At 68.2% G+C, this 22616-nt stretch carries 21 protein-coding genes; 12 read left to right on the top strand and 9 right to left on the bottom strand.

The genetic code is table 11. The annotated features are described in order from the left end of the window. Positions 1-69 precede the first annotated feature (69 nt). Entirely contained in the window at positions 70-2709 is a 2640-nt protein-coding gene (locus ACYVIO_RS14235; RefSeq protein ID WP_460651210.1) for a phosphoenolpyruvate carboxylase, read from the top strand. After that, on the top strand, positions 2709-3515 hold the full coding sequence (locus tag ACYVIO_RS14240; protein WP_460651211.1) for a biotin--[acetyl-CoA-carboxylase] ligase: 807 nt from the start codon (positions 2709-2711) through the stop codon (positions 3513-3515). The genes ACYVIO_RS14235 and ACYVIO_RS14240 overlap by 1 nt, the downstream gene beginning before the upstream one ends. Here ACYVIO_RS14240 and ACYVIO_RS14245 read toward each other — a convergent pair. Together ACYVIO_RS14245 and ACYVIO_RS14250 are read right to left on the bottom strand one after the other, a co-directional pair. Beyond that, positions 3508-3615, bottom strand: coding sequence for an MFS transporter small subunit (locus ACYVIO_RS14245; RefSeq protein ID WP_460651212.1), 108 nt, complete (start codon positions 3613-3615; stop codon positions 3508-3510). The two genes, ACYVIO_RS14240 and ACYVIO_RS14245, sit on opposite strands and share 8 nt — an antisense overlap. Then, positions 3612-5009 carry an OFA family MFS transporter gene (locus ACYVIO_RS14250; protein WP_460651213.1) on the bottom strand — a complete coding sequence of 466 codons (1398 nt, stop codon included), beginning with the start codon at positions 5007-5009 and terminating at the stop codon, positions 3612-3614. The genes ACYVIO_RS14245 and ACYVIO_RS14250 overlap by 4 nt, the downstream gene beginning before the upstream one ends. A 118-nt stretch (positions 5010-5127) precedes the next feature. On the opposite strand from ACYVIO_RS14250, the gene ACYVIO_RS14255 reads away from it, so the two are divergent. The 4 genes from ACYVIO_RS14255 (at position 5128) to ACYVIO_RS14270 (ending at position 7881) form a co-directional block, all read left to right on the top strand. Next, entirely contained in the window at positions 5128-5760 is a 633-nt protein-coding gene (locus tag ACYVIO_RS14255; protein WP_460651214.1) for a PH domain-containing protein, read from the top strand. A gap of 123 nt (positions 5761-5883) precedes the next feature. Continuing rightward, on the top strand, positions 5884-6729 hold the full coding sequence (locus ACYVIO_RS14260; protein WP_460651215.1) for an SAM-dependent methyltransferase: 846 nt from the start codon (positions 5884-5886) through the stop codon (positions 6727-6729). 44 nt (positions 6730-6773) lie between these two features. Then, positions 6774-7511 (top strand): MBL fold metallo-hydrolase, encoded by a 738-nt coding sequence (locus ACYVIO_RS14265; protein ID WP_460651216.1) that lies wholly within the window; start codon positions 6774-6776, stop codon positions 7509-7511. A gap of 238 nt (positions 7512-7749) precedes the next feature. Then, positions 7750-7881, top strand: a complete 132-nt coding sequence (locus ACYVIO_RS14270) for a hypothetical protein (protein WP_460651217.1) — start codon at positions 7750-7752, stop codon at positions 7879-7881. 224 nt (positions 7882-8105) lie between these two features. On the opposite strand, the gene ACYVIO_RS14275 is transcribed toward ACYVIO_RS14270, so the two are convergent. Further along, positions 8106-8804 carry a GNAT family N-acetyltransferase gene (locus tag ACYVIO_RS14275; protein WP_460651218.1) on the bottom strand — a complete coding sequence of 233 codons (699 nt, stop codon included), beginning with the start codon at positions 8802-8804 and terminating at the stop codon, positions 8106-8108. Positions 8805-9652: 848 nt separating this feature from the next. Between ACYVIO_RS14275 and ACYVIO_RS14280 the strand changes: the two genes are divergently transcribed. Both ACYVIO_RS14280 and ACYVIO_RS14285 read left to right on the top strand, forming a co-directional pair. Continuing rightward, positions 9653-10279 (top strand): hypothetical protein, encoded by a 627-nt coding sequence (locus ACYVIO_RS14280; protein WP_460651219.1) that lies wholly within the window; start codon positions 9653-9655, stop codon positions 10277-10279. Positions 10280-10335: 56 nt separating this feature from the next. Further along, positions 10336-12006, top strand: coding sequence for an ATP-dependent nuclease (locus tag ACYVIO_RS14285; RefSeq protein WP_460651220.1), 1671 nt, complete (start codon positions 10336-10338; stop codon positions 12004-12006). A gap of 446 nt (positions 12007-12452) precedes the next feature. Here the strand turns inward: ACYVIO_RS14285 and ACYVIO_RS14290 are convergent, their stop codons facing one another. Together ACYVIO_RS14290 and ACYVIO_RS14295 are read right to left on the bottom strand one after the other, a co-directional pair. Beyond that, positions 12453-13004: a HutD/Ves family protein gene (locus ACYVIO_RS14290; RefSeq protein ID WP_460651221.1), complete on the bottom strand. Its 552-nt coding sequence runs from the start codon at positions 13002-13004 to the stop codon at positions 12453-12455. A 4-nt stretch (positions 13005-13008) separates the two neighbouring features. Beyond that, positions 13009-14172: an acyl-CoA dehydrogenase family protein gene (locus tag ACYVIO_RS14295; protein WP_460651222.1), complete on the bottom strand. Its 1164-nt coding sequence runs from the start codon at positions 14170-14172 to the stop codon at positions 13009-13011. A gap of 134 nt (positions 14173-14306) precedes the next feature. Between ACYVIO_RS14295 and ACYVIO_RS14300 the strand changes: the two genes are divergently transcribed. Further along, the gene (locus ACYVIO_RS14300; RefSeq protein ID WP_460651223.1) at positions 14307-15647 is read left to right on the top strand and encodes a UDP-glucose dehydrogenase family protein; all 1341 of its coding nucleotides are present in this window, start codon (positions 14307-14309) and stop codon (positions 15645-15647) included. Between the two features lie 6 nt (positions 15648-15653). On the opposite strand, the gene ACYVIO_RS14305 is transcribed toward ACYVIO_RS14300, so the two are convergent. From ACYVIO_RS14305 to ACYVIO_RS14315, 3 genes are all read right to left on the bottom strand, one after another. After that, positions 15654-16874 (bottom strand): MFS transporter, encoded by a 1221-nt coding sequence (locus tag ACYVIO_RS14305; RefSeq protein WP_460651224.1) that lies wholly within the window; start codon positions 16872-16874, stop codon positions 15654-15656. A gap of 80 nt (positions 16875-16954) precedes the next feature. Beyond that, complete coding sequence (gene purE / locus ACYVIO_RS14310; protein WP_460651225.1) at positions 16955-17452, bottom strand: 5-(carboxyamino)imidazole ribonucleotide mutase; 498 nt, start codon at positions 17450-17452, stop codon at positions 16955-16957. A gap of 10 nt (positions 17453-17462) precedes the next feature. Further along, on the bottom strand, positions 17463-18635 hold the full coding sequence (locus ACYVIO_RS14315; RefSeq protein ID WP_460651226.1) for a 5-(carboxyamino)imidazole ribonucleotide synthase: 1173 nt from the start codon (positions 18633-18635) through the stop codon (positions 17463-17465). Between the two features lie 168 nt (positions 18636-18803). On the opposite strand from ACYVIO_RS14315, the gene ACYVIO_RS14320 reads away from it, so the two are divergent. Continuing rightward, on the top strand, positions 18804-19370 hold the full coding sequence (locus tag ACYVIO_RS14320) for a GtrA family protein (protein WP_460651227.1): 567 nt from the start codon (positions 18804-18806) through the stop codon (positions 19368-19370). Positions 19371-19424: 54 nt separating this feature from the next. Here the strand turns inward: ACYVIO_RS14320 and ACYVIO_RS14325 are convergent, their stop codons facing one another. Then, the gene (locus ACYVIO_RS14325) at positions 19425-19997 is read right to left on the bottom strand and encodes a sigma-70 family RNA polymerase sigma factor (RefSeq protein WP_460651228.1); all 573 of its coding nucleotides are present in this window, start codon (positions 19995-19997) and stop codon (positions 19425-19427) included. Between the two features lie 135 nt (positions 19998-20132). On the opposite strand from ACYVIO_RS14325, the gene ACYVIO_RS14330 reads away from it, so the two are divergent. After that, positions 20133-21368, top strand: coding sequence for an Nramp family divalent metal transporter (locus tag ACYVIO_RS14330; protein WP_460651229.1), 1236 nt, complete (start codon positions 20133-20135; stop codon positions 21366-21368). Positions 21369-21622: 254 nt separating this feature from the next. Next, a complete protein-coding gene (locus ACYVIO_RS14335) occupies positions 21623-22606 on the top strand; it encodes a ferritin-like domain-containing protein (protein WP_460651230.1) in 984 nt (327 codons plus the stop codon). Positions 22607-22616: the final 10 nt, after the last annotated feature.

The raw sequence follows: 22616 nt of genomic DNA on the forward strand, positions 1-22616 counted from the left end.
GGTCACGATCTGCGTTCACTGGCCGGACCATGCGGCAAGAGAGCGCGGCCACAGATATCGTGGGCGAACGTGACCGAGACCGGCAGTCAGGCGAACGCCCGCACCCGTACCCGCGCACGTTTCGAAGTCCCCGAGGAGCTGCGGGCCGATGTCCGCCTGCTCGGCGAGATCCTGGGCCGCATCCTGGTCGAGTACGCCGGGCAGCCGCTGCTGGACGACGTGGAGAAGCTGCGGGAGCTGACCATCGCCGGTGACGGCGAGGCGGCCGAGCGGCTGGTCGCGACCTGGCCGCACGAGCGCGCCGAGGACGTGGCCCGCGCGTTCACCTGCTACTTCCACCTCACCAACCTGAGCGAGGAGCTGCACCGCGCCCGCGTCCTGCGCGAGCGCGACCGCTCCGGCGACGCCCCCGCGGTGTCCGAGCTGGCCCAGGCGGTCGAGCAGATCTCCACCGATGCCGGCGAGCAGCAGGCCCGCGCGCTGCTGAACGGGCTGGAGTTCCGCCCGGTCCTGACCGCGCACCCGACCGAGGCCCGGCGCCGCGCCGTACTGGCGACCATCCGGCGGATCTCGTCGCTGCTGGAGGAGCGCAACGACCCGCGCGCCGGTGACGCCGAGCTGGCCGAGAACCGGCGTGGCCTGGTCGAGCAGGTCGACATCCTCTGGCGGACGGGGCAGCTGCGGACCAGCCGGCCGACGCCGCTGGACGAGGTGCGCTCGGCGATGGCGGTCTTCGAGGAGACCCTGTTCGATGTCGTCGGCAACGTCTACCGCCGGCTCGACGACGCGCTGGCCGGCGACGCGGCCGGGACGCGCCCGCCGGTGGTCGCGCCGTTCGTCCGGCTCGGTTCCTGGATCGGCGGCGATCGCGACGGCAACCCGAACGTCACCGCCGCGATCACCCGCGAGGCGATGCAGATCCAGGCCGACCACGTCTTGCGTGCGCTCGAGCAGGCCACCGACCAGCTCGGCCGGTCGCTGACGCTGGACGCGGCGACCACTCCGCCGTCCGCGCCGGTCCGCCGGATCCTGGAGGACGCCCGCGCGGTCAACCCGGAGCTGATCGCCGACATCGAGACCCGCTCGCCGTCCGAGCCGCACCGGCAGCTCCTGCTGCTGGCAGCGCGCCGACTGGCCGCCACCCGCGGCCGGGACGCCGACTTCGGCTACCCGCGGGCCAGCGACTTCGCCCACGAGCTGAAGGTCCTGCAGGACTCGCTGGTCTCGGCCGGCGCACCCCGCCAGGCGTTCGGGCAGCTGCAGCAGCTCATCTGGCAGGTCAGCTCGTTCGGCTTCCACCTGGCCGAGCTGGAGGTCCGCCAGCACTCGTCGGTGCACGCCAAGGCGCTGGAGGAGGTCCTGGGCGGCGGTGAGCTGTCCGACCAGACCGAGGAGGTGCTGGCGACCCTCCGGGTGATCGGCCAGATCCAGCAGCGCTTCGGCCCCGAGGCGTGCCGCCGGTACGTCGTGTCGTTCACCCGCAACGCGGGTGACCTCGCCGCGGTCTACGAGCTGGCCGACGCGGCGCTGGACGGTCGGCCGATCGAGCTGGACGTCGTACCGCTGTTCGAGACCGGCGAGGACCTGCAGAACTCCGTCGAGGTGCTGGACAACGCGATCCAGCTGACCCGGGTCCGGCACCGCCTGACGGCGAACGACCGCCGCTTCGAGGTCATGCTCGGCTACTCCGACTCCGCCAAGGACGTCGGCCCGGTCTCGGCCACGCTCGCCCTGTACGACGCGCAGGCGCGGATCACCGCCTGGGCCCAGCGCAACGCGGTCCGGCTGACCCTGTTCCACGGCCGCGGCGGTGCACTCGGCCGTGGCGGAGGCCCCGCCAACCGTGCGGTGCTCGCGCAGGCGCCTGGCTCGGTCGCGGGCCGGTTCAAGCTGACCGAGCAGGGCGAGGCCATCCCGGCCCGGTACGGCAACGCCGCGATCGCGCAGCGGCACATCGAGCAGGTCACCGCCGCCACGCTGCTGGCGTCCACCCCGGCGATCGAGGAGCGGGCCACGGCGGCAGCCGACCGGTTCGGCGAGATCGAGAAGGTGCTCGACGAGGCGGCGCGTACGGCGTACCACCAGCTGGTGAAGGCCGACGGGTTCGCGGAGTGGTTCGGCCGGGTCACCCCGCTGGAGGAGCTCGGCCAGCTGCCGCTCGGGTCGCGTCCGGCCCGTCGGGGCGTGGCGGTGTCCTCGCTGGAGGACCTGCGGGCCATCCCGTGGGTGTTCGCCTGGTCGCAGGCCCGCGTGAACGCGCCGGGCTGGTACGGCCTGGGCTCCGCGCTCGCGGCGGTCGGCGACGTCGCCGCGCTGCAGGACGCGAACAAGAACTGGCCGCTGTTCCAGGTGATGCTGGAGAACGCGGAGATGTCGCTGGCCAAGACGGACCGGCGCATCCTCGGCCGCTACCTGGAGCTGGGCGACCGCGACGACCTGACCCAGCTGATGCTGGACGAGCACGAGCTGACCACCGAGTGGGTGCTCAAGGTGCTCGGCGGTGACCGCCTGCTGGCCGGACGCCGTGTGCTGGGCCGTGCGGTCGAGCTGCGCAACCCCTACGTCGACGCGCTCAGCTACCTGCAGCTGCGAGCGCTGCGGACCCTGCGGACGGACGACTCACTCGACGAGGAGCAGATCGTGCGCACGCGCCGACTGCTGCTGCTGACCGTGTCGGGCGTTGCCGCCGGCCTGCAGAACACCGGCTGATGTTCGGTGACCTGGAGCGGCCCCCGTTGGACGAGAAGTTCCTGCGGGCCCGCTTGCTGCGTCCTGGTGGGTTGTGGACGCAGATCGACGTACTGACCGAGACGCCGTCCACCAACGCCGTCCTGGCCGCCGCTGCACGCACCGGAGCCCCTGAGGGTCTGGTGGCGACAGCGGAGTACCAGTCGTCCGGACGTGGACGACTGGGCCGTACCTGGACCACTCCGCCGCGCTCTGCGCTCCTGACGTCGGTCCTGCTGCGTCCGACTGCGGTCCCTGCTGCCCGCTGGCCGTGGCTGGGCCTGCTGGTCTCGCTGGCCGTCACCTCCGCCGTACGGCGGGTTGCTGAGGTCCCGGCGCTGGTGAAGTGGCCGAACGACGTACTGATCGAGGACCGGAAGCTCGCGGGCATCCTGCTCGAGCGGGTCGAGGGCCCGGCGGCGATCGTCGGCATGGGCATCAACGTCACGCTGCGCGCCGACGAGCGGCCGCTGCCGACGGCGACGTCACTGGCGCTGGAAGGCGCGGCAACGACGGACCGGGTGACCGTGCTGTCCGCCGTACTGCGGGAGCTGGCCACGCGTTATCAGGAGTGGGTGGCCGCGGCGGGTGATCCGGCGGTGATCCTGCCGGACTACCAGGAGCTGTCGGCGACGATCGGGCGGTCTGTCCGGGTCGAACTGCCGGACGGGAAGTTCCTGGAGGGCAAGGCCGTCGGGCTGGACACCGACGGACGGCTACTGGTCGACACCGCCGACGGCCAACGAGCGCTGGCCGCCGGCGACGTGACGCACCTTCGTACTAGTTAGTGAAGAGCTTCGCTGCGGTGATGAGCGTCTGGATGACGCCGTAGCCGAGCAGTACGGCGACGAGCGCCCAGGAGACGACTAGGCGAGGAGTCTGGTTCATGACGCGGCCTCCGATGCTGCGGTGCTGGACTTCTCGTGGAACCGCTCGGCGACCGGGCGGATCAGCAGGTTGGCGATGAATCCGATCGCCAGCACGCCGACCATCGTGAACAGAGCGGGCCGGTAGGCCACCTCGGTCAGCGTGCCCGGCTTGCCCTCACGGTCGAGGAAGCCGTTGATGATGAGCGGTCCGGCCACACCCGCCACCGACCACGCGGTCAGCAGCCGGCCGTGGATCGCGCCGACCTGGTACGTGCCGAACAGATCCCGCAGGTACGCCGGTACGGTCGCGAACCCGCCGCCGTAGAAGGACAGGATGACCGCGGCCAGCAGGACGAACAGCGCCGTGCTGTTGTGGCCGACGGTCGCCAGCAGGAAGTACGCGACGATCCCGACGCCGAGGTAGAGCGCGTAGATCGGCTTGCGGCCGATCACGTCGGACGTCGTCGACCAGCCGAACCGGCCGGCCATGTTGAAGATCGACAGCACGCCGACGAACCCGGCCGCCGCGGCGACCGCGACCGAGGACTTGCCGTCCGCGCCGCGGAAGAAGTCCTGGATCATCGGGCTGGCCTGCTCCAGGATGCCGATGCCGGCGGTCACGTTGCAGAGCAGCACCACCCACAACAGCCAGAACTGCGGGGTCTTGATCGCGTTCGCGGCCGAGACGTTCGAGGTCGTGACGAGCGCCTTCTGCTTGACCGTCGACGGGTCGAAACCGTCCGGCTTCCAGCCCTCGGCGGGAACGCGGATGTTGAAGACGCCGAACATCATGATCACGAAGTAGCCGAGGCCGAGCGTGACGAACAGCGCGACCAGCGCACTGCCGCCGGCCACCGACGCCGAGTTGTTCGGGTCGTAGCCGTCGTCGTACAGGCTGAGCAGCTGGCGCGACAGCGGGCTGGCGACCAGCGCGCCGCCGCCGAAGCCCATGATCGCCAGTCCGGTGGCCAGGCCCGGGCGGTCCGGGAACCACTTGATCAGCGTCGAGACCGGCGAGATGTAGCCGATGCCCAGACCGATGCCGCCGATCACGCCGTACCCGAGGTAGACGAGCCAGAGCTGACCGGTACCGATGCCCAGGGCACCGACCAGGAAGCCGGTCGCCCAGAAGCACGCCGAGACGAACATCGCCTTGCGCGGCCCGTTGCGCTCGACCCAGGTGCCGCCGACCGCGGCGGACAGCCCCAGCATCACGATCGCGATGCTGAAGATCACGCCGATCGAGGTCTGGCTGGCGTCGAAGTGCTTCACCATCGACGTCTTGTAGACCGAGGTCGCGTAGGCCTGACCGATGCACAGGTGGACCGCCAGCGCGGCCGGCGGGATCAGCCAGCGGCTGTAGCCCGGGGGTGCGACGCTGTGCTCCCGGTCGAGGACCGACAAGATGCCCATCAGAACTGACTCCTTAACAGGTAGCCCCCTGGCGCATACTGTCTCGCTGTATGCATTCTGTAAAGCATTAAATCATTTTGTTCTCCTGCTGTATCTCGTCTCGTGATTGACTGATCTCATGGCGATCTCGGCGAAGTTGTTGGGCGAGGACGAGTACGTCGTCGTCAGCACGCGGACGCACTGGAAGGCGCTGATCTTCCCGGTGTTCCTGCTGCTCGTGGTGGCGGGCGGCGGTGGGTTCCTGGCCGCGGTGGTGCCGTCGGGCGGCCTGCAGACCCCGGCCCGGATCGCGATCGGCGTGGTCGGGCTGCTGGTCCTGGTGGTGTTCGGGGCCAAGCCGTTCCTGAACTGGTTCTTCTCGACGTACACGCTGACCAACCGGCGACTGATCACCCGGCACGGCATCCTGACCCGGACCGGCCGCGACATCCCGCTGATGCGGATCAACGACGTCTCGTACGAGCACGGCCTGATCGACCGGATGCTCGGCTGCGGCACGCTGGCCATCGAGTCGGCCGGTGAGCGCGGTCAGGTGATCCTGCCGGACGTCCCGCACGTCGAGCACATGCACCTGCAGATGTCCGACCTGCTCTTCGGCGGGCCCGAGGGCAAGCCCGGCGACGGGATCCTGGACGACGAGGCGCCGCCGGAGCAGCTCCGCCGCCGGCCTTCCGAGGCCGCGCCGCAGCCTCCGCGAGAAGACCCGGACGCGGAGACGCTGTTCAGCTCCGAGGACAACGACCGGCGCTGATCTGCCCCGCGATCTGCCCCGGGGTGCCCTGCTGCGCGGACCCGGCGCGCGATAGCCTCGGCGTACGGACCGTGACGGGTCAAGCACCTGTCCCGAACGTCAAGAAATGAAAGGGTTTCGGCAATGATCGATGCAGTCGGTGACGACCAGAACGAGCCGCCGCTGACCATCGACGTGACCAAACCCAGCGTCGCGCGGGTCTACGACCTGCTGCTCGGCGGCAAGGACAACTACGAGTCCGACCGCGTGATCTACCGCCAGATCATGGAGGTCGCGCCCGACCTGCCGGTCTGGGCCCGGGAGAACCGGCGCTGGCTGCAGCGCGCCGTCAGCTGGCTGACCCGCGAGCATCGGATCACCCAGTTCCTCGACCTCGGCGCCGGCCTGCCGACCGCGCAGAACACTCACCAGATCGCCCAGGGCATCAACCCGGTCGCCAAGGTCGTGTACGTCGACAACGACCCGTCGGTGATCGCGCACGGGCGCGCCTTGCTGCTCGACAACGAGTACACCGACTTCACCGCGGCCGACTTCACGCGACCGCACCAGGTGCTGTCCGACGAGGCCGTCGTGGTCGGCCTGGACACGGCCCGCCCGATCGGCCTGATCGAGGCGCTGGTGCTGCACCACGTGCCCGACCTCGACCACGCCCGCGAGATCCAGGCGGCGTACCTGGACAAGCTGCCGTCCGGCTCCTTCGTCGCGATCAGTCACGCCTGCAACCCGCGCGACGGCAGCGAGACCGCCCAGATCGCCGAAGCCTTCGAGAACAAGCTCGCGCCGAGCTTCCCCGACCTGCGCTTCCGGACGCCGGAGGAGATCCTGTCCCTGTTCGGCGACCTGAAGGTGCTCTCCCCGGGCCTGGTCCGGCTGTCGGACTGGAACCCGTACGGCGAAGCCGACCTCGAGGCACCGGACATCGACGACGCCAGCAACTTCCTGTACTGCGCGGTCGCCCGCAAACCCTGAGCCCGCTCGCTCCTGGGGCTGTCCGCCGGAATACGCTGATCACCATGAACCGCGTGGTGGAAGCAGCCGAGAACGTCTTCCTGGTCAACGGATCGGCGGTCAACTGGATCCTGCTGCGTGACGGCACGGACCTCACCCTCGTCGACGGCGGCTACCCCGGCGACGTGGACGACGTCGAGGCCTCGATCCGCTCGATCGGCCGCCGCCCCGAGGACGTCCGGGCGATCCTGGTCACTCACGCGCACGCCGACCACCTCGGCGCGGTGAACCCGTTCCACGCCCGGTACGGCACTCCGGCGTACTTCGACCCCGTCGAGGTCGCCCACGCCCACCGCGACTACCTGGAGCAGCTCACCCCGCCGACGCTGCTCGCCAACCTCTGGCGCCCCCGCGTCCTGCCCTGGGCCATCCACATCCTCCGCAACGGCGCGACCTCCGACGTCGCCGCCCCACACGCCCAGCCCTTCCCCACCGCCGGAGCCCTCGACCTCCCCGGCGCGCCCGTCCCCGTCCCCACCCACGGCCACACTTCCGGCCACACGGCCTTCCACCTCCCGGCCGTCGGCGCGGTCATCACCGGAGACGCCCTCGTCACCGGCCACCCGCTCTCGCCAACCACCGGCCCGCAGTTGCTCCCCGCGATGTTCGCCCACACCAGCCGCACTGACCTACTGGCCGCCCTCACGCCGTTGGAGTCCCTGGACGCCAACCTCATCCTCCCCGGCCACGGGCCTCTGCACCACGGCCCCATCGCGGACGCCGTGGTCACGGTCCGCTCCTGACTCCTCCGACCGAAGACTGCGTTCAGGGCGATCCTCAGTCGAGGCGCTTGAGCGATTGGCGGGCCATGACGATGCACTGGACTTGGTTGGTGACTTCGTAACTTTGGGGGTAAAGGTCCGCTGAACTGCCTAGCAGGTCATGAGCGACACACAGATGACGCCGCCAGACCGCACACCGTCGCCACCCGTGTGCAAGGTCCCAATGCGCCTGGCCGACAACCCAGCGCAGCGCTCGGCAATGGACACGAATAACGGCCAAGCGCCGTTCGAGAAGGTGATCATCCTGGCCGCGATGGGGCACCTCCTGGACATCAACCAGCGCCACCTGGATCACCTGCGTCGCGAGGACCCGACCTCTCCCTGGGCGTGATTGTCTGGCGCCTCCGGTAGAACCCGGCAATCGTCCATCGCTGGCTCGAGGGCCCGTCTCACACGGGGTGGCTCAAAAGCCGTCAAGTCCGAGCCGTCGGCATCCCAGACCGGAGGCCTACGCGTGGTGCAAGCGGTCGCGGCGGCGCCCAGCGCCGCGCTAAGCCCCCGGAGCTGTACGTTCTGCGAGGAGTCGCAACTGCCTACGAGACCTAGCAACTGTCGCTAACGCCTGCGCTCATCGAGCCAGCTTCGCAGCGCTTCGTGGCCTCGGACACCGACATTCTTCGGTCGCGCCGCTTGTTCCCAGACGCGCCTGGACAGGCTCCAGTTTGCGTACGCCGTGCGCCTAGGCACGGTGTAGGTCGTCTCCCCTTCGGTGTACCCGAGATTGTGAGAGATCGTGTTGGAGCCGACGTTGTCGGGTCGCGCGCGGGAGTGGGCTACGTCGGCGTCCAGCCCATCGAAGGCTAGGACGAGCAGGCCGTAGCGAATAGTTGTGGCGTGTCCTTTCCGTCGATATGAGGGTGCCACCCAGGAGCTTGATTCCAACTGTCGGCCCGGGAGTTTGTCCTCGGGTTGCAAGGATGCCCAACCGATGGGGCAGCCTGGCGCGGCTTCGACGATCAGGTCAAGGTTCCACCATTCGCTGCCAGACGGATGCGGGTTTCGTTCTATTCGGGTTAATATCCCTTGGCGTGCTTGAACAAGTTCAGTGGCCGGCCGAGGTTGAGGCTCGAGGTTGAAGTCGTCGTCAAAGACCGCCATGAGCTTATCAAGGTCGTTCACGTACGGGACTCTTAGCGTCAGCTCTCCGCACTCGACGCGTAGCTGCTCAATGGATCCGTCAAAAGGCACCCGGTCACGTCCTCGTATTTCCTTTATAGATCCGACGCTGCCGCCAGAGTGGGCCGGATCTGACACACCAGACGGCGCTCAGGCCTGCCGCGCTGAGCGCAGTTGCGACGGTACTGTGTCGCGAGCGCTCTCAGCCAGGGGCACGACATGGGCGGGCACCAAGTCACCGGACCACGGATGGTTGGGGCAACCGCGCCAACACATGCCGTCAGCTACTGCGCCGCATCAGTCACATCGCGCGCCTTGACAACAGCCCACGCCTGGCGCGGCCAATGTGTGACGTCCCGTGGCCATTCAACCCGTCGCCCCATCGCCAGCTGGAAATGAGATGGTGTGGGCGCCATGGCCTCGCTCCGAGCCGAGGATCGTCATGGAGGCTCGTACCGACATAGTCAGGGAAGGTGCGCGACAGCGACGGTGCCATCTTCGCTGTTGACGTCACGGACTTGACGTGGCACGAAACCTTCCAGCACACCTCGAAGACTCATTCTCAACTAGAGCGTGGTTTTCACAGCACCGTGGGGTCGCGCTCACGACATCCGACCCTGTCGGTTTCTTTCGAGTTTTCTCTGCGTTCCCAACGAGGAGATGTGCGAGCAGGGGCGCCCTTCCTGGGAAGCGTCGTACCTGTACCTGAGGTGCACGGGCTCCACCGCCGCACCAGATCCGCAAGTTCGAGGCCGTTCAAGCGTCTGCGTCACGGCCGGCGGAGGCCGGATGCTGCGGCTGATTTCGAGCAGTTGTCGATCTCGAGGACCACGGACGTGGCAGGCCTGCATGAGTCCCGTTCATCGCGATCTTGACTTCTGCCAAGCTCAAGGAGAAGTTCCGCACCCGCTGAGACGCACCTTTAACCGCCAATGTGTCGGTGCCCGTCGCTAGAGTTCGCATCGAGTCAATCCGGGGGAGCACCCATGAAGCTGAAGATGCTGTACGTACGGTTCTACAAGGCGTTCAACTACGACTACCTGCGCAAGGGCCACCCGAAGGCCGTTCCCGACCCTTGGGATTTGCTGCCTGAGTCCGAGTTCTTCTTCCCTTACGTCCGCGTTCCGCTCGAGGAAGGCATCACGACCGTCGTCGGCGCGAACGAGTCTGGCAAGAGCCAACTGCTCGGCGCGATCAAGTGCGTGCTGACCGGGGAGGGCATCGAGCGGCGCGACTTCTGCCGATATTCGCAGTTTTTCACCGTCGGCGGGGCTATGAAGGTCCCCGAGTTCGGCGCAGAGTTTAGCGGCCTCAGTGACCAAGAGCGTGACACCATCGGCAAGCTCGCCGGGCTGCACCCGACAGCCTCGATCGGCACCTTTCACTTCTTTCGCGAGAACGGTGGTCCCTCCCTGTACGTCCGCGACGGGGCCGAGTGGAAGACGGTGCCGTTGAAGCCCGCGGCGGTTAAGTCGCTCGGCCTGCCGACGTTCTTCCTCATCGACGCCAAGACCCCACTACCCGACAGTGTCCCGCTCTCCTACCTAACCGCTAGCGAAAGGCGAAGGTCGCTCGGTCGCGCAAGCAAGTCTTCGGCTGGCTCGAGAAGCTGATCGAGAACCAGGACTGGTTCGGCAGCAAGGAAGCCATCGATAAGGCCACACCCGAGATGCTCAACGATTACGCTGCGCTGTCCGCGGACGAGAGTGCGGACGAGGCACAGTTGCTGCGACGTCTCAAGCTCGCGGAGAAGCTCCTAATCCAGGTCGCCGGCATCGGCAAGGAAGCGTTCGAGCAGCTTCGAACCGCAGTCAAGAGCCACGACGGCTACGCCAACGCGATCGTGGCCAAGATGAACGACGACCTGGCCAAGGCCCTCAACTTTCCTAGGTGGTGGTCGCAGGACCGGGAGTTCTCGTTGACGTTGACGCTGCGCGACTTCGACCTGGTCCTTACCGTCCGCGACCGCACCGGCAGCGAGTACGCATTCAGTGAGCGCAGCGGAGGCATGTCGTACTTTCTGTCCTACTTCGTGCAGTACCTATCGCACGTGCCTGCCGATGGGCAAGAGGTGCTGCTAATGGATGAGCCGGACGCGTACCTGTCGATGCTCGGCCAACAGGACTTGCTCAGGATCTTCGACTCATTCGCAGCGCCGGAGGACCCCGATACACCCGCCGTTCAAGTCGTGTACGTGACCCATTCACCGTTCCTCATCGACAAGAACCACAGTGAGCGGATCCGCGTATTAGAAAAGGGAGACGGCGACGAGGGCAGTCGTCTAGTCGCCAACGCTGGCCGTAACCACTACGAGCCGCTTCGGTCCGCGTTTGGTGCCTTCGTCGCCGAGACGACCTTCATTAGTAACTGCAACCTGATGCTTGAAGGACAGGCTGACCAGGTCCTCCTGGCTGGCATCAGCTCGCTGGCGCGTCGACTCGGCTCCCTTGGCGAGTCGCTCGACCTCAACAAGCTCTCGCTCGTCCCGTCGGGTTCAGCCGAGCACATCCCCTACATGGTCTACCTTGCGCGCGGTCGCGACGTTGACACTCCCGCCATCGTCGTCCTCCTCGATGGCGACGGTGAGGGCGATGGAATCCGCAAAGAGCTGAGGAACGGCTACCGCAACAAGAAGTACGTTGAAGACGCCTACGTCATCCAGACCAGCGACCTCGACCTCGCGAACCTCAGGATCGACACCAGCGGCGTGCTCGAAATCGAGGATCTTATCCCAGCCGACCTCGCCGTCATCGCCATCAAAAGGTACGCCTCCGAGGTGCTAGCGCCCGAGGAAGCGGCCAAGGTCGAGGCCACGGCGATCGAGCTCACAATTGAACCCGGCGAGAAGCTCTTCAAGACCGCTGAGGCAGTGTGCAAGACCCTTCCGCACCCGCTCCGACTCGACAAAGTCGGCTTCGCCAGGGCTGTGCTCCACAGCCTGGAGCACAAGGGCGATGACGACCTGCGATCGCGTACGCTCGCGAATTTTCAGGTCCTCTTCGACCGGGTCAACAAAGCACAACGACAGGCGGTCCGCGCAAACAGTCGAGAGCGGGTCCGGCGTACGTTGCGACGTTTCGTCGATGCCTTCCGACGTGACCACCCAGCGTCGGCTCTGAACCGCGACGTCGAGGCGCTGCTCGAAGACGTCGAGGGCCAGCTCACGGAGGTCACTGACGAAACTGAGGAACTGCGCTCGGCTGTACGGCTGATCCGCTCCGACTTCAAGCTGGAGGATGCTCCCGGTGCGCCGGTCGCGAGCTACAACCAACTCCTGGTGCGGCTTGCGGCACTGCCAGACACCGGTGTTCGAGTTGCCCAGGATGACAGCGCGCTTTGAACACTACCTCGGCTCGCAGCCGATCAACGTCGTTCGAGAGGCAACGACTCCCTGACCGCCGGCGGGGCCTAGGAGTCAACGATTTGCGACTGGTTCGGGCTACGGGTGGACCTGAGAGCGGACGGCCGAAATACGTCGGCGTCATCAGCACTAGCCGACGTAGAGGCCAGCGTGTGCATGCAGCGTCCACACCTAATGGCTCAGCGCAACCGTCCGCATGGACATGGCAACAAACTGACACATAGAGCGCGTTTCTCACAGTGTCACGACGTGCTCAACGTGCGGTCACGTCTGGCTCGATTTGCAGGCCGCCCATCAGGCGGTTCGACTGGGCAGTCATACCGCCGGGGAACTGGACGGCGTCGGTGGTGACGGCCATCGCGATGTCGGAGGGAAGTGCTTTGGCGGCCGCCGAAGTAGGTGATGTCGGGCGCGTTCCGCTCGGCCTACTCGGCGCGGGCGACGGTTTCGAGGTGGATGACGGCGAGGTGGCCGTCGCCGGTGATGCGTACGGGTTCGTCGAGTTCGGCGACGTCGCCGGGGCTCAGCGTGGTGTTCGTGGGCTGGAGGGTGGCGGATCCGTCCAGGCACACAAGGACCAAGGGGTTTGCCTTGGGGATCGTCAGCGGGGCGAGCGACAGCTGCTCGATCGACACACTGGCGGTGGCGCGGCCTCGGCGGGTCATCACGTTGAGGTCGCGGGTCGGGCCGGAGACTTGGCAGCGGACCTCGAGGCCTCCGTCGAAGTGAAAGGGCTCGTACGACGTAAGCGTGTGCCCGATCCCGGCTAACCGCAGGGTCATCGGCGGGCCATCGATCAGGATGATCGTCCGGTCGACGTCCGGGAAGACCGAGAAGTCGCAGTCCTCGGTGACCTCGGCCAGGCTCACACGCCAGACGAAGTCACCCGAGGAACCGCCGCTCGCCAGCTCGGTCGTCAGGCCGGCGCCGTTGCGCCACGGCACTCGTTGCTGGTCCGCGGCCCGCTCGTAGCGCAACGCCTCAGCCCAGCCCCTTCAGCAGCTGGCGGGCCATGACGATGCGCTGGACCTGGTTGGTGCCTTCGTAGATCTGGGTGATCTTGGCGTCGCGCATCATGCGCTCGACCGGGTAGTCGTGGGTGTAGCCGTAGCCGCCGAGGAGCTGGACGGCGTCGGTGGTGACGGCCATCGCGACGTCGGAGGCGAAGCACTTGGCGGCGGCGCCGAAGTAGGTGAGGTCAGGAGCATTCCGCTCGGAGCGCGCGGCAGCGGCGTACGTGAGCTGGCGCGCGGCCTCGAGCTTCATGCCCATGTCGGCGAGCATGAACTGCAGGCCCTGGAACTCCGCGATCGCCTTGCCGAACTGCTTGCGCTCCTTCACATAGCCGAGCGCGTAGTCGAGCGCCCCCTGCGCGATGCCGAGAGCCTGCGCGGCGATCGTCACGCGGGTGTGGTCGAGCGTCGCCATCGCCGTACCGAAGCCCGTGCCCGGCGCTCCGATCATCCGCGACGCAGGGATCCGGACGTTGTCGAAGTAGACCTCGCGGGTCGGCGACCCCTTGATGCCGAGCTTCTTCTCCGGGGCGCCGAAGGACACGCCCTCGTCGGCCTTCTCGACCACGAACGCCGAGATGCCCTTCGACCGCGCGTCGGGATCCGTCACCGCGAACACCGTGTAGAAGTCGCTGACGCCGGCGTTGGTGATCCAGCGCTTCACGCCGTTCAGCACGAAGTCGTCGCCGTCGGCGACCGCGCGGGTCTTCATCGACACCGCGTCCGAACCGGCCTCCGGCTCGGACAGGCAGTACGAGAACATCGCGTCACCGCTCGCGACCGGCGGCAGGTACCGCTGCTTGACCTCCTCGGACGCCGACAGCAGCAGCGGCAGCGAGCCGAGCTTGTTCACCGCGGGGATCAGTGAGGTGGACGCGCAGGCGCGGGCCACCTCCTCGATCACGATCACCGTGGCCAGCGCGTCCGCGCCGGCGCCGCCGTAGGCCTCCGGGATGTGCGGGGCGTGGAAGTCCGAGGCCTTCAGCGCGTCGTACGACGCCTTCGGGAACTCGGCGAGCTCGTCGACGTCCCCGGCGTGCGGGGCCACCTTGGCGTCGCAGACGTCGCGGACCGCCGCCCGGATCGCCTCGTGCTCCTCGGACAGCGCGTACAGGTCGAATGAGTTACTCACGAGTTTCAATCTACGACGGATCGCCGCGGACCGGGAGCCGACGGCACCGGAAAGTGACGTACGGCGCACCCACCGGCACCGGGCCGACCAGCGCCGTTCACGGAACGGAAAGTCGCGTCGGTAGAGTCGCCCGCATGACTGAAGGCACGCCCACCGGCTCGCTGCGGATCGCGGTGATCGGGACCAACTACCTCGGCGCCAACACCGCCGCGGGCATGGCCGAGTTCGGTTTCGACGTGATCGGCGTCGAGATCGACGAGCACCGGCTGAAGCTGCTCAACGACGGCAAGGCCCCGCTGTACGAGCCGGGACTGGACCCGCTGCTGAAGAAGCACGTCGACTCCGGGCGGCTGCGGTTCACCAAGGACTACCGCGAGATCGCCGACTGGGCGGACGTGCACTTCGTCTGCGTCGGGACCCCGCAGACCGAGGGCAGCGACGCCGCCGACCTGGCGCAGGTCAACTCGGTCGTCGACATGCTCGCGCCGCTGCTGACCCGGCCGACACTGGTCGTCGGGCGTTCGACCGTCCCGGTCGGTACGTCGAAGCTGGTCGAGCAGCGGTTCCACAACGAGGCCCCGGCCGGCGCCGGCGTCGAGATCGCCTGGCAGCCGGAGTTCCTGCGCGAGGCGCACGGCGTCGACGACACGCTGCACCCGGATCGCCTGGTGTTCGGCGTACAGACCCCGGAGGCCGAGGCGACGCTGCGCCAGGTGTTCGCGACGCCGATCGCCGAGGGCGTGCCGGTCGTGGTCTGCAACCTTCCGACCGCCGAGTTGGTCAAGGCCGGCGCGAACGCCTTCCTGGCCACGAAGATCTCGTTCATCAACGCGCTCTCGGAGATGGCCGACGCGACCGGCGCCGACGTCACCCAGCTCGCCGACGCGCTCGGCTTCGACAAGCGGATCGGCCGCGGCATGCTCAACGCGGGACCGGGGTACGGCGGTGGCTGCCTGCCCAAGGACCTGCGCGCCTTCATGGCCCGGGCCGGTGAGCTCGGGGTCGAGGAGGTGATCACGCTGCTGCGCGAGGTCGACGACATCAACTACCGGCGCCGCGCGCGGATCGTCGACGTCACCCACGAGCTGCTCGGGGCCGCGTGGATCGGGCGGAACGTCACGGTGCTCGGTGCCGCGTTCAAGGCCGGCACTGACGACGTCCGGGACTCGCCCGCGCTCGACATCGCCGGGCGGATCCAGCTGCACGGCGCGACGGTCACCGTGTACGACCCGGAGGCGATGGAGAACGCGCGCCGGGTGCGTCCGACTTTGCGGTACGCCGCTTCGGCGCTCGAGGCGTGCGAGGACGCGCACCTGGTCCTGCACCTGACTGAGTGGCCGGAGTTCCGCGCGCTGGACCCGGTCACGCTGAAGGACGTCGTGGACACCCCGGTGATCCTCGACGCGAGGCTGCTGCTCGACTCGGCCCAGTGGCGCGCGGCCGGCTGGACCTACCGGGCGCCGGGAAAGCCGTAAGGCCAATCAGCTGACGGTCGCGTTGCGCATCACCGGGCGGGTGAGCGCAACGAGGCCGATCAACGCCGACGCGACTCCGATGCCCAGGCAGACACCCGTGATGCCGACGCCGTCCAGGTCGGCGAACGTACCGAGCACCGGGTTCATCACCACGAGCGCGAGGTTCTGGCACAGTACGACGACCGACTGCAGCCGCGACTGGAACTCACGCTCGACCGAGTTCATCAGCAGCGGCAGCACGTGCCCGGTGAACAGGCCGACGCCGATCCCGCTCACCGCTGCGGCAGCGATCGTCAGCGGCAACTGGTCCGACAGCGACAACCCGAGCAGCCCGACCGCCGCGAAGAAAAGCCCAATGGCAGCGACCATCCCGGGCCGGCTGAACGCACCGCGCATCAGGATCCGCAACGCGATCACGCCGACCCCGAGGCTCCGGGCCGCGATCAGCACACCCGCCGTACCCGCCGACCACTGGTGATCGCGGGCGAGCAACGGCAGCAGCAGGATGTCCAACGGCATCAGCAGTCCGGCCGCGAGCGTCATCGTGATCAGCAGCGTCCGCGTGAGCGGCCTGCCGAACGCGACCTTCATCCCTTCGGCGATCGACCGGAACATGCCCAGCGTCGCCTTCGGCGGCAGCTCGATCGTCTTGCCCAGCAGGGCCAGTACGACGATCATCACCGCGAACGTCAGCGCGTCGAACCCGGCCGCCGCGGTCAGTCCGGCCCACCCGACCAGCAGTCCGCCGACCAGCGTGCCGATCACCGCGAACACCATGCCGGTCACCTGGAAGCTCGCCATCGCGCGCGGGATCTGCGCGGGCGGCACCAGCAGCCGGGGCATCGCACGCGACGACGGCAGGAAGAACGCGTCGATCACGCCGACCACGAGGGCCGTGGTGACCAGCAGCCAGACCGGCTCGTCGACCGCGATCGTCGCCGGGACCAGGGCCGCGGTGACCACGAACATCGCCGTACAGCTGACGATCAGGACGCGCGGTGCCCCGAACCGGTCACCGATCGCGCCGCCGATCAGCAGGAGTGCCGCGCGCGGAGCTGCGGCGAGCAGCAGGACCAAACCGGCGACCTGTCCGCCGTAGTGGCTGGCGGACCAGCCGATGGCGAACGACATCGTGAGATCACCGAGCAGGGACACGGCAGCACCGAGCAGCCAGATCCAGTAACGGATCGGGATGCGCTGAGTGTCCGGTTCTGCGGGCGGAGTCACGATCGACGACCTTAGACGACAATGGTTGGGATCTCACGGCTACCCGCCCCGAAGGTGTGGAAAACCGTCTTGCAGCAGCCTTAACGCAGCTCTTCTGCGCCCTCACGCACCGCGACACCCTTGGCCTTGGCCAGCTCCGCCAGCGACTCTTGAAAGTCTGTCATCTTCTTCAGGAGTTCGGGGTCGTGCGCGGCGAGGATGCGCACCGCCAGCAGCCCCGCGTTGCGTGCGTTGCCGATCGACACCGTCGCCACCGGGACGCCGGCCGGCATCTGCACGATCGACAGCAGCGAGTCCATCCCGTCCAGGTACTTCAGCGGCACCGGTACGCCGATCACCGGCAACGGCGTGACCGCGGCCAACATGCCCGGCAGGTGCGCCGCGCCACCGGCTCCGGCGATCAGCACCTTGAGCCCGCGGCCGTGCGCCTCCCGGCCGTACTCGATCATCTCCACCGGCATCCGGTGCGCGGAGATCACGTCCGCCTCGAAGGTCACGCCGAACTCGGCGCACACCTCCGCGGCGGCCTTCATCACCGGCCAGTCGGAGTCCGATCCCATCACGATGCCCACGGTCATGGCCGGTTCCTCACTCGTCGATCGTGCCGGTCAGGTACGCCGCGGCGTGCCGCGCGCGTTCGCGAACCTCGTCCAGGTCGTCGCCATACGCCGTGACGTGCCCGACCTTGCGGCCCGGCTTCACGGACTTGCCGTAGAAGTGCACCTTCAGACCCGGGTCGCGGGCCATGCAGTGCAGCAGTCCCAGGTGCATGTCCTCGACGTCGCCGCCGAGCACGTTCACCATCACCGTGTACGGCGCCCGCGCGGCCGGCGATCCCAGCGGCAGGTCCAGTACGGCGCGCAGATGGTTCTCGAACTGGCTGGTGACCGCGCCCTCGATCGACCAGTGGCCGGTGTTGTGCGGACGCATCGCCAGCTCGTTGACCAGCAGGCGGCCGTCACGCGCCTCGAACATCTCGACCGCGAGGATTCCGACCACACCCAGCTCGCCGGCGATCCGCAGCGCGGTCTGCTGCGCCTGCGCGGCCTTGTCCGGGTCCAGGCCGGGGGCCGGTGCAGTCACCTCGACGCAGATGCCGTCCCGCTGGACCGACTCGACGACCGGGTAGGCGACGGCCTGGCCGTGCGGGCTGCGGGCGACGATCGCGGACAGCTCGCGGACGAAGTCGACCTTCTCCTCGGCCAGGATCGGTACGCCGGAACCGAACGCCTGCGCCACCGCCGCGTCGTCCGGACCGTCGACGAACCAGACGCCCTTGCCGTCGTACCCGCCGCGGGTGGTCTTGAGGATGATCGGGAAGCCGCCGACGCGCTTGGCGAAGTCCGAGACATCAGCCGGTGTCGCGACCACCTGGTGAGCCGGCGCGGGCGCGTCGATCGTGTCGAGGCGCTCCCGCATCACCGCCTTGTCCTGCGCGTGCACGAGCGCGTCCGGACCAGGCCGTACGGCGACGCCGGCCGCCTCCAGCTCACGGAGCAGGGCGGTCGGCACGTGCTCGTGGTCGAAGGTGACGACGTCCGCCTCCGCGGCGAACGCCTTGACCGTCGCCGGGTCGCGGTAGTCGCCGACCGGAGCGTCGGCCACCGCCTGCGCCGCCGACACGGTCGGGCCCTCGGCCAGCACCCGCAGCTGGATGCCCAGCGCGACCGCCGACTCCTGCGTCATCCTGGCCAGCTGACCGCCGCCGACCATGCCCACCACGGGGGTCCCGACGGGGAGATCCTTACGCTCGAACTTCACGGCCCCGAGCCTAGTGGTTGAGGATTCTTCCGCTTACATCACCCGGGGCCGGGCGGCCACCCCGCCGCGCGGGCGATTTTCGTGTCGGCCCCCACGGCGGGTACCGTGAAGATTGCCCCACTGACTGCGCTCAGCCAGTTGTCCGTTCACAGAGAGTCCACTGGTCCGTTGAAGATCTTCACCACGCTGTACCGCCAGGTCGAGCACCTGGTGCACGAAGTGGCCAAGTTCGGGCTGGTCGGTCTGCTCGGCATGGTCGTCGACCTGCCGATCTACAACTGGCTGGTCTTCGACAACCCGCTGGTCGTGTTCGGTACGCACGGCGACGGCATGCTGCACGACCGGCCGGTGACGGCGAAGTTCATCTCGGTCACGGTCGCCACCGTCGCGACGTACCTGGGCAACCGGCACTGGACCTGGCGGCACCGCGAGCGCACCGGGCTGCACCGCGAGTACGTGCTGTTCTTCGTGCTGAACGGCATCGGCCTGCTGATCTCGGCCGGCTGCCTCGGCTTCTCGCGGTACGTGCTGGACATGCACAACGCGCTCGCCGACAACATCTCCGCGAACGTGATCGGCCTGGGGCTGGGCACGCTGTTCCGCTTCTGGTCGTACCGCAAGTGGGTCTTCCGCGAGGAGCTCGAGCTCGACGAGGCAGAGCACCAGGCCAAGGCGCCGGACACCCCGGCCGGCCTGGACGCCGAGAACACCGGCGACATCCCCGTGGTGCGCTGACCCCCACACACTCCTTGGAAGGCCCGGAACTCTCCTGTTCCGGGCCTTTTCGCGTCAGGCGGTGAGGATCGCGTGCAGCCGGCGGGTGGCGCGCCACTGGAGCTGCTTGATCGCGCCCTCGGTCCGGCCCATCGTCCGGGCTGTCTCGGCGATGGACAGGCCGCTGAAGAAGCGCAGCACGATGCATTCGCGCTGCTCCTCGGCAAGGCCGCCGACTGCTCTGCGGAGCAGCTCCGCGTCCAGGGCGGCGAGGGCGGCCTGCTCGGGGCCGGCCGACGGCTCGTGCTCCGGTTCGATCTCCTCGGTGACGACCGCCAGGCGGACCCAGCCGGAGCGGTAGTGGTCGAAGATCAGGTTGCGCGCGATGGTCAGCAGCCAGGCGACGAAGTTGCCGCCGGGCGCCGAGTACGAGTCGAGCTTGCGGAGCGCGCGGACGAAGGTCTCGCTGGTGAGGTCCTCGGCGACCGGTACGGCGGAGACCTTGGCCAGCACGTACCGGTAGACCGTCGCGACGTAGGCGTCGTACAGGTCGCCGAAGGCGGCGGTGTCGCCGGACTGGGCGCGCCGAACCGTCGCCTCGATCCCGTCGATCTCCGGGCCGGCGACGGTCGCCGTCCGGTCGGGCACGCTCGCTCCTCGCCGTAGGTGTTCGCTTCCTTACCCAGCGCGTTCGGAGCGGGGTGCCCGGTGGATGGGTCCCATCCGGAGCGGAGGCGGCTTCGAATGCCCGGGGATGCTTCGGGTCCAGAGCAGGGAGAGTTCATGTACGCACCGGCACCGCTTCGTCGTCAGCTGAACCGATCGGGCTTGATGCTGCTCGGGCCCGCGTTCGTGGCTGCGGTCGCGTACGTGGATCCGGGGAACTTCGCGACGAACATCGCGGCGGGAGCGACGTACGGGTATCTGCTGTGCTGGGTGGTCGTCGGGGCGAACCTGATGGCCGTGCTCGTGCAGTACCTCGCGGCGAAGGCGAGCATCGCGACCGGGAAGACATTGCCGCAGCTGTGCCGGGAGCATTTCCGGGCGACAACGTCACGTGGGTTGTGGGCTCAGGCCGAGTTGGTGGCGATCGCGACCGATCTGGCCGAGGTGGTCGGTGGGGCGATCGCGTTGAACCTGTTGTTCGGCGTACCGCTGCTGCTGGGCGGTGCGATTACCGGGGCTGTCTCGTTCGGGTTGTTGATCTATCAGTCGAAACGCGGGCAGCGGCCGTTCGAGGCGGCGATCATCGGGCTGCTCGCGGTGGTGCTGGTCGGGTTCGTCGTCTCCACCGTCAGGGCCGAGCCGTCGGCGGGAGCGGTGGTGAACGGGATGATCCCGCGGCTCGACGGCACCCAGTCGTTGGTGCTGGCCGCCGGGATGCTCGGTGCGACGGTGATGCCGCACGCGATCTGGCTGCACGGTGCACTGGTCACCGACCGGCACTGGAAGTCGATCCGGTCGGCGTCGGGCAAGCAGCGTGTACTGCGGGCGACCCGCATCGACGTCGCCGTGGCGATGGCACTGGCCGGCGCGGTCAACCTCGCGATGGTCGTTCTGGCCGCGGCCGCACTGAGCGGATCAGGCGCTGACTCACTCGATGCAGCCCACGCGGCGATCGGCGACAGGCTGGGTCAGCTGCCCGCGCTGCTGTTCGCGCTGGCTCTGCTGGCGAGCGGTTTCGCGTCGTCCTCGGTCGGCACCTACGCCGGATCGGTCATCCTGGAAGGGTTCTGGCAGCGCCACGTGCCGCTCGCCGTACGGCGCCTGATCACGCTGCTGCCCGCGCTGATTGTCCTTGCCATCGGCATCGATCCGAGTCGGGCGCTGGTCGTTTCGCAGGTCGTGCTGAGCTTCGGGATCCCGTGCGCGCTGTGGCCGTTGGTGAAACTGACCGCGTCCCGGCGGGTGATGGGGGCCTTGGTCAACAAACTGCCGACCACCCTGCTGGCCTGCCTTGTTGCGACGGCAGTGACCGCGCTCAACGTCGTACTGATCGTCCTCACCCTGAAGAACTGAACTTCCACCCATCCGCGACGGCACCGGGCCCGAAGGACCACTGCCGGCCGGAGAGAGCCGGCGTCCGTGCTGGTGCCGTCGCGGCCTGACGATCCCCGTTGGCGGCACCAGTCGGGCCGATCCCTATTACGGACCCTGTCGTCTCGTAAAGAGGTGTCTCCTCACCACGGGCGGCCTCGTTGGGTTCAGTGGATCGTCAATCCACTGCCCGGCGGTATAGCCGGGCGAACCGCACCATCGGAGTGTCTCCGCGTATGTTCGACAAACTCTTCATCCGTAACGCGATCGACCGCAGTGCCGAGAACGGCGTCGACCGGCGCAAGTTCCTGCGGGCTGCCGGTGTCACCACCGTCGGCGCGGGGCTGGCCGGCGGCGGGCTGCTCGCCGGCGGCGTCCTCAACCCAGCCGCGGCCGACTCGGGTCCGCTCGGACTGGACCTCGGGCTCGGCGACAAGCACCACCCGAGCGCTCAGCCGAGCGACGGCGCGGTGCTGAACTTCGCGCTGAACCTGGAGTACCTGGAGGCCGAGTTCTACCTGCGCGCCGTCCGGGGCTACGGCCTGGCCGCCACCGAGGTGCTGGGCAAGGGCAAGCCGGGCGCCGTGCGCGGTGGCCGCAAGGTCAAGTTCCAGACCAAGGCCGTCAAGGCGTACGCCGAGGAGATCGCTGCCGACGAGCTGGCGCACGTCCGGTTCCTGCGCAAGGCGCTCGGCGGCGCGGCCGTCGCGCGGCCGGCGATCGACATCGACGCGGCCTTCACGGCGGCGGCGACCGCGGCCGGGCTGATCAAGCCCGGTCAGAAGTTCGACGCGTACGCCAACGAGAACAACTTCCTGCTGGCCGCGTACGTGTTCGAAGACGTCGGCGTCACGGCGTACAAGGGTGCCGCGCCGCTGATCAGCAACAAGACCTACCTGGAAGCGGCGGCCGGCATCCTCGCCGTCGAGGCGTACCACGCGGCGAACATCCGCACGAGCCTGGTGGCGGCCGGTCTCGAGGTTCCCTCGGTCGCGATCTCCAACGCGCGCGACAGCCTGGACGGCAAGTCGGACGTCGACCAGGGCGTCACGTACCAGGGCAAGACGAACATCGTGCCGACCGACGCCAACGGCATCGCCTTCAGCCGCGGCGCCGACCAGGTCCTGAACGTCGTCTACCTGACCCCGAAGAAGGCCACCAAGGGCGGCTTCTTCCCGGCCGGCGTGAACGGCGAGATCAACACCAGCCGCGCGAACTGACCTGCGCGGT

The organism is Kribbella endophytica (assembly GCF_054781295.1).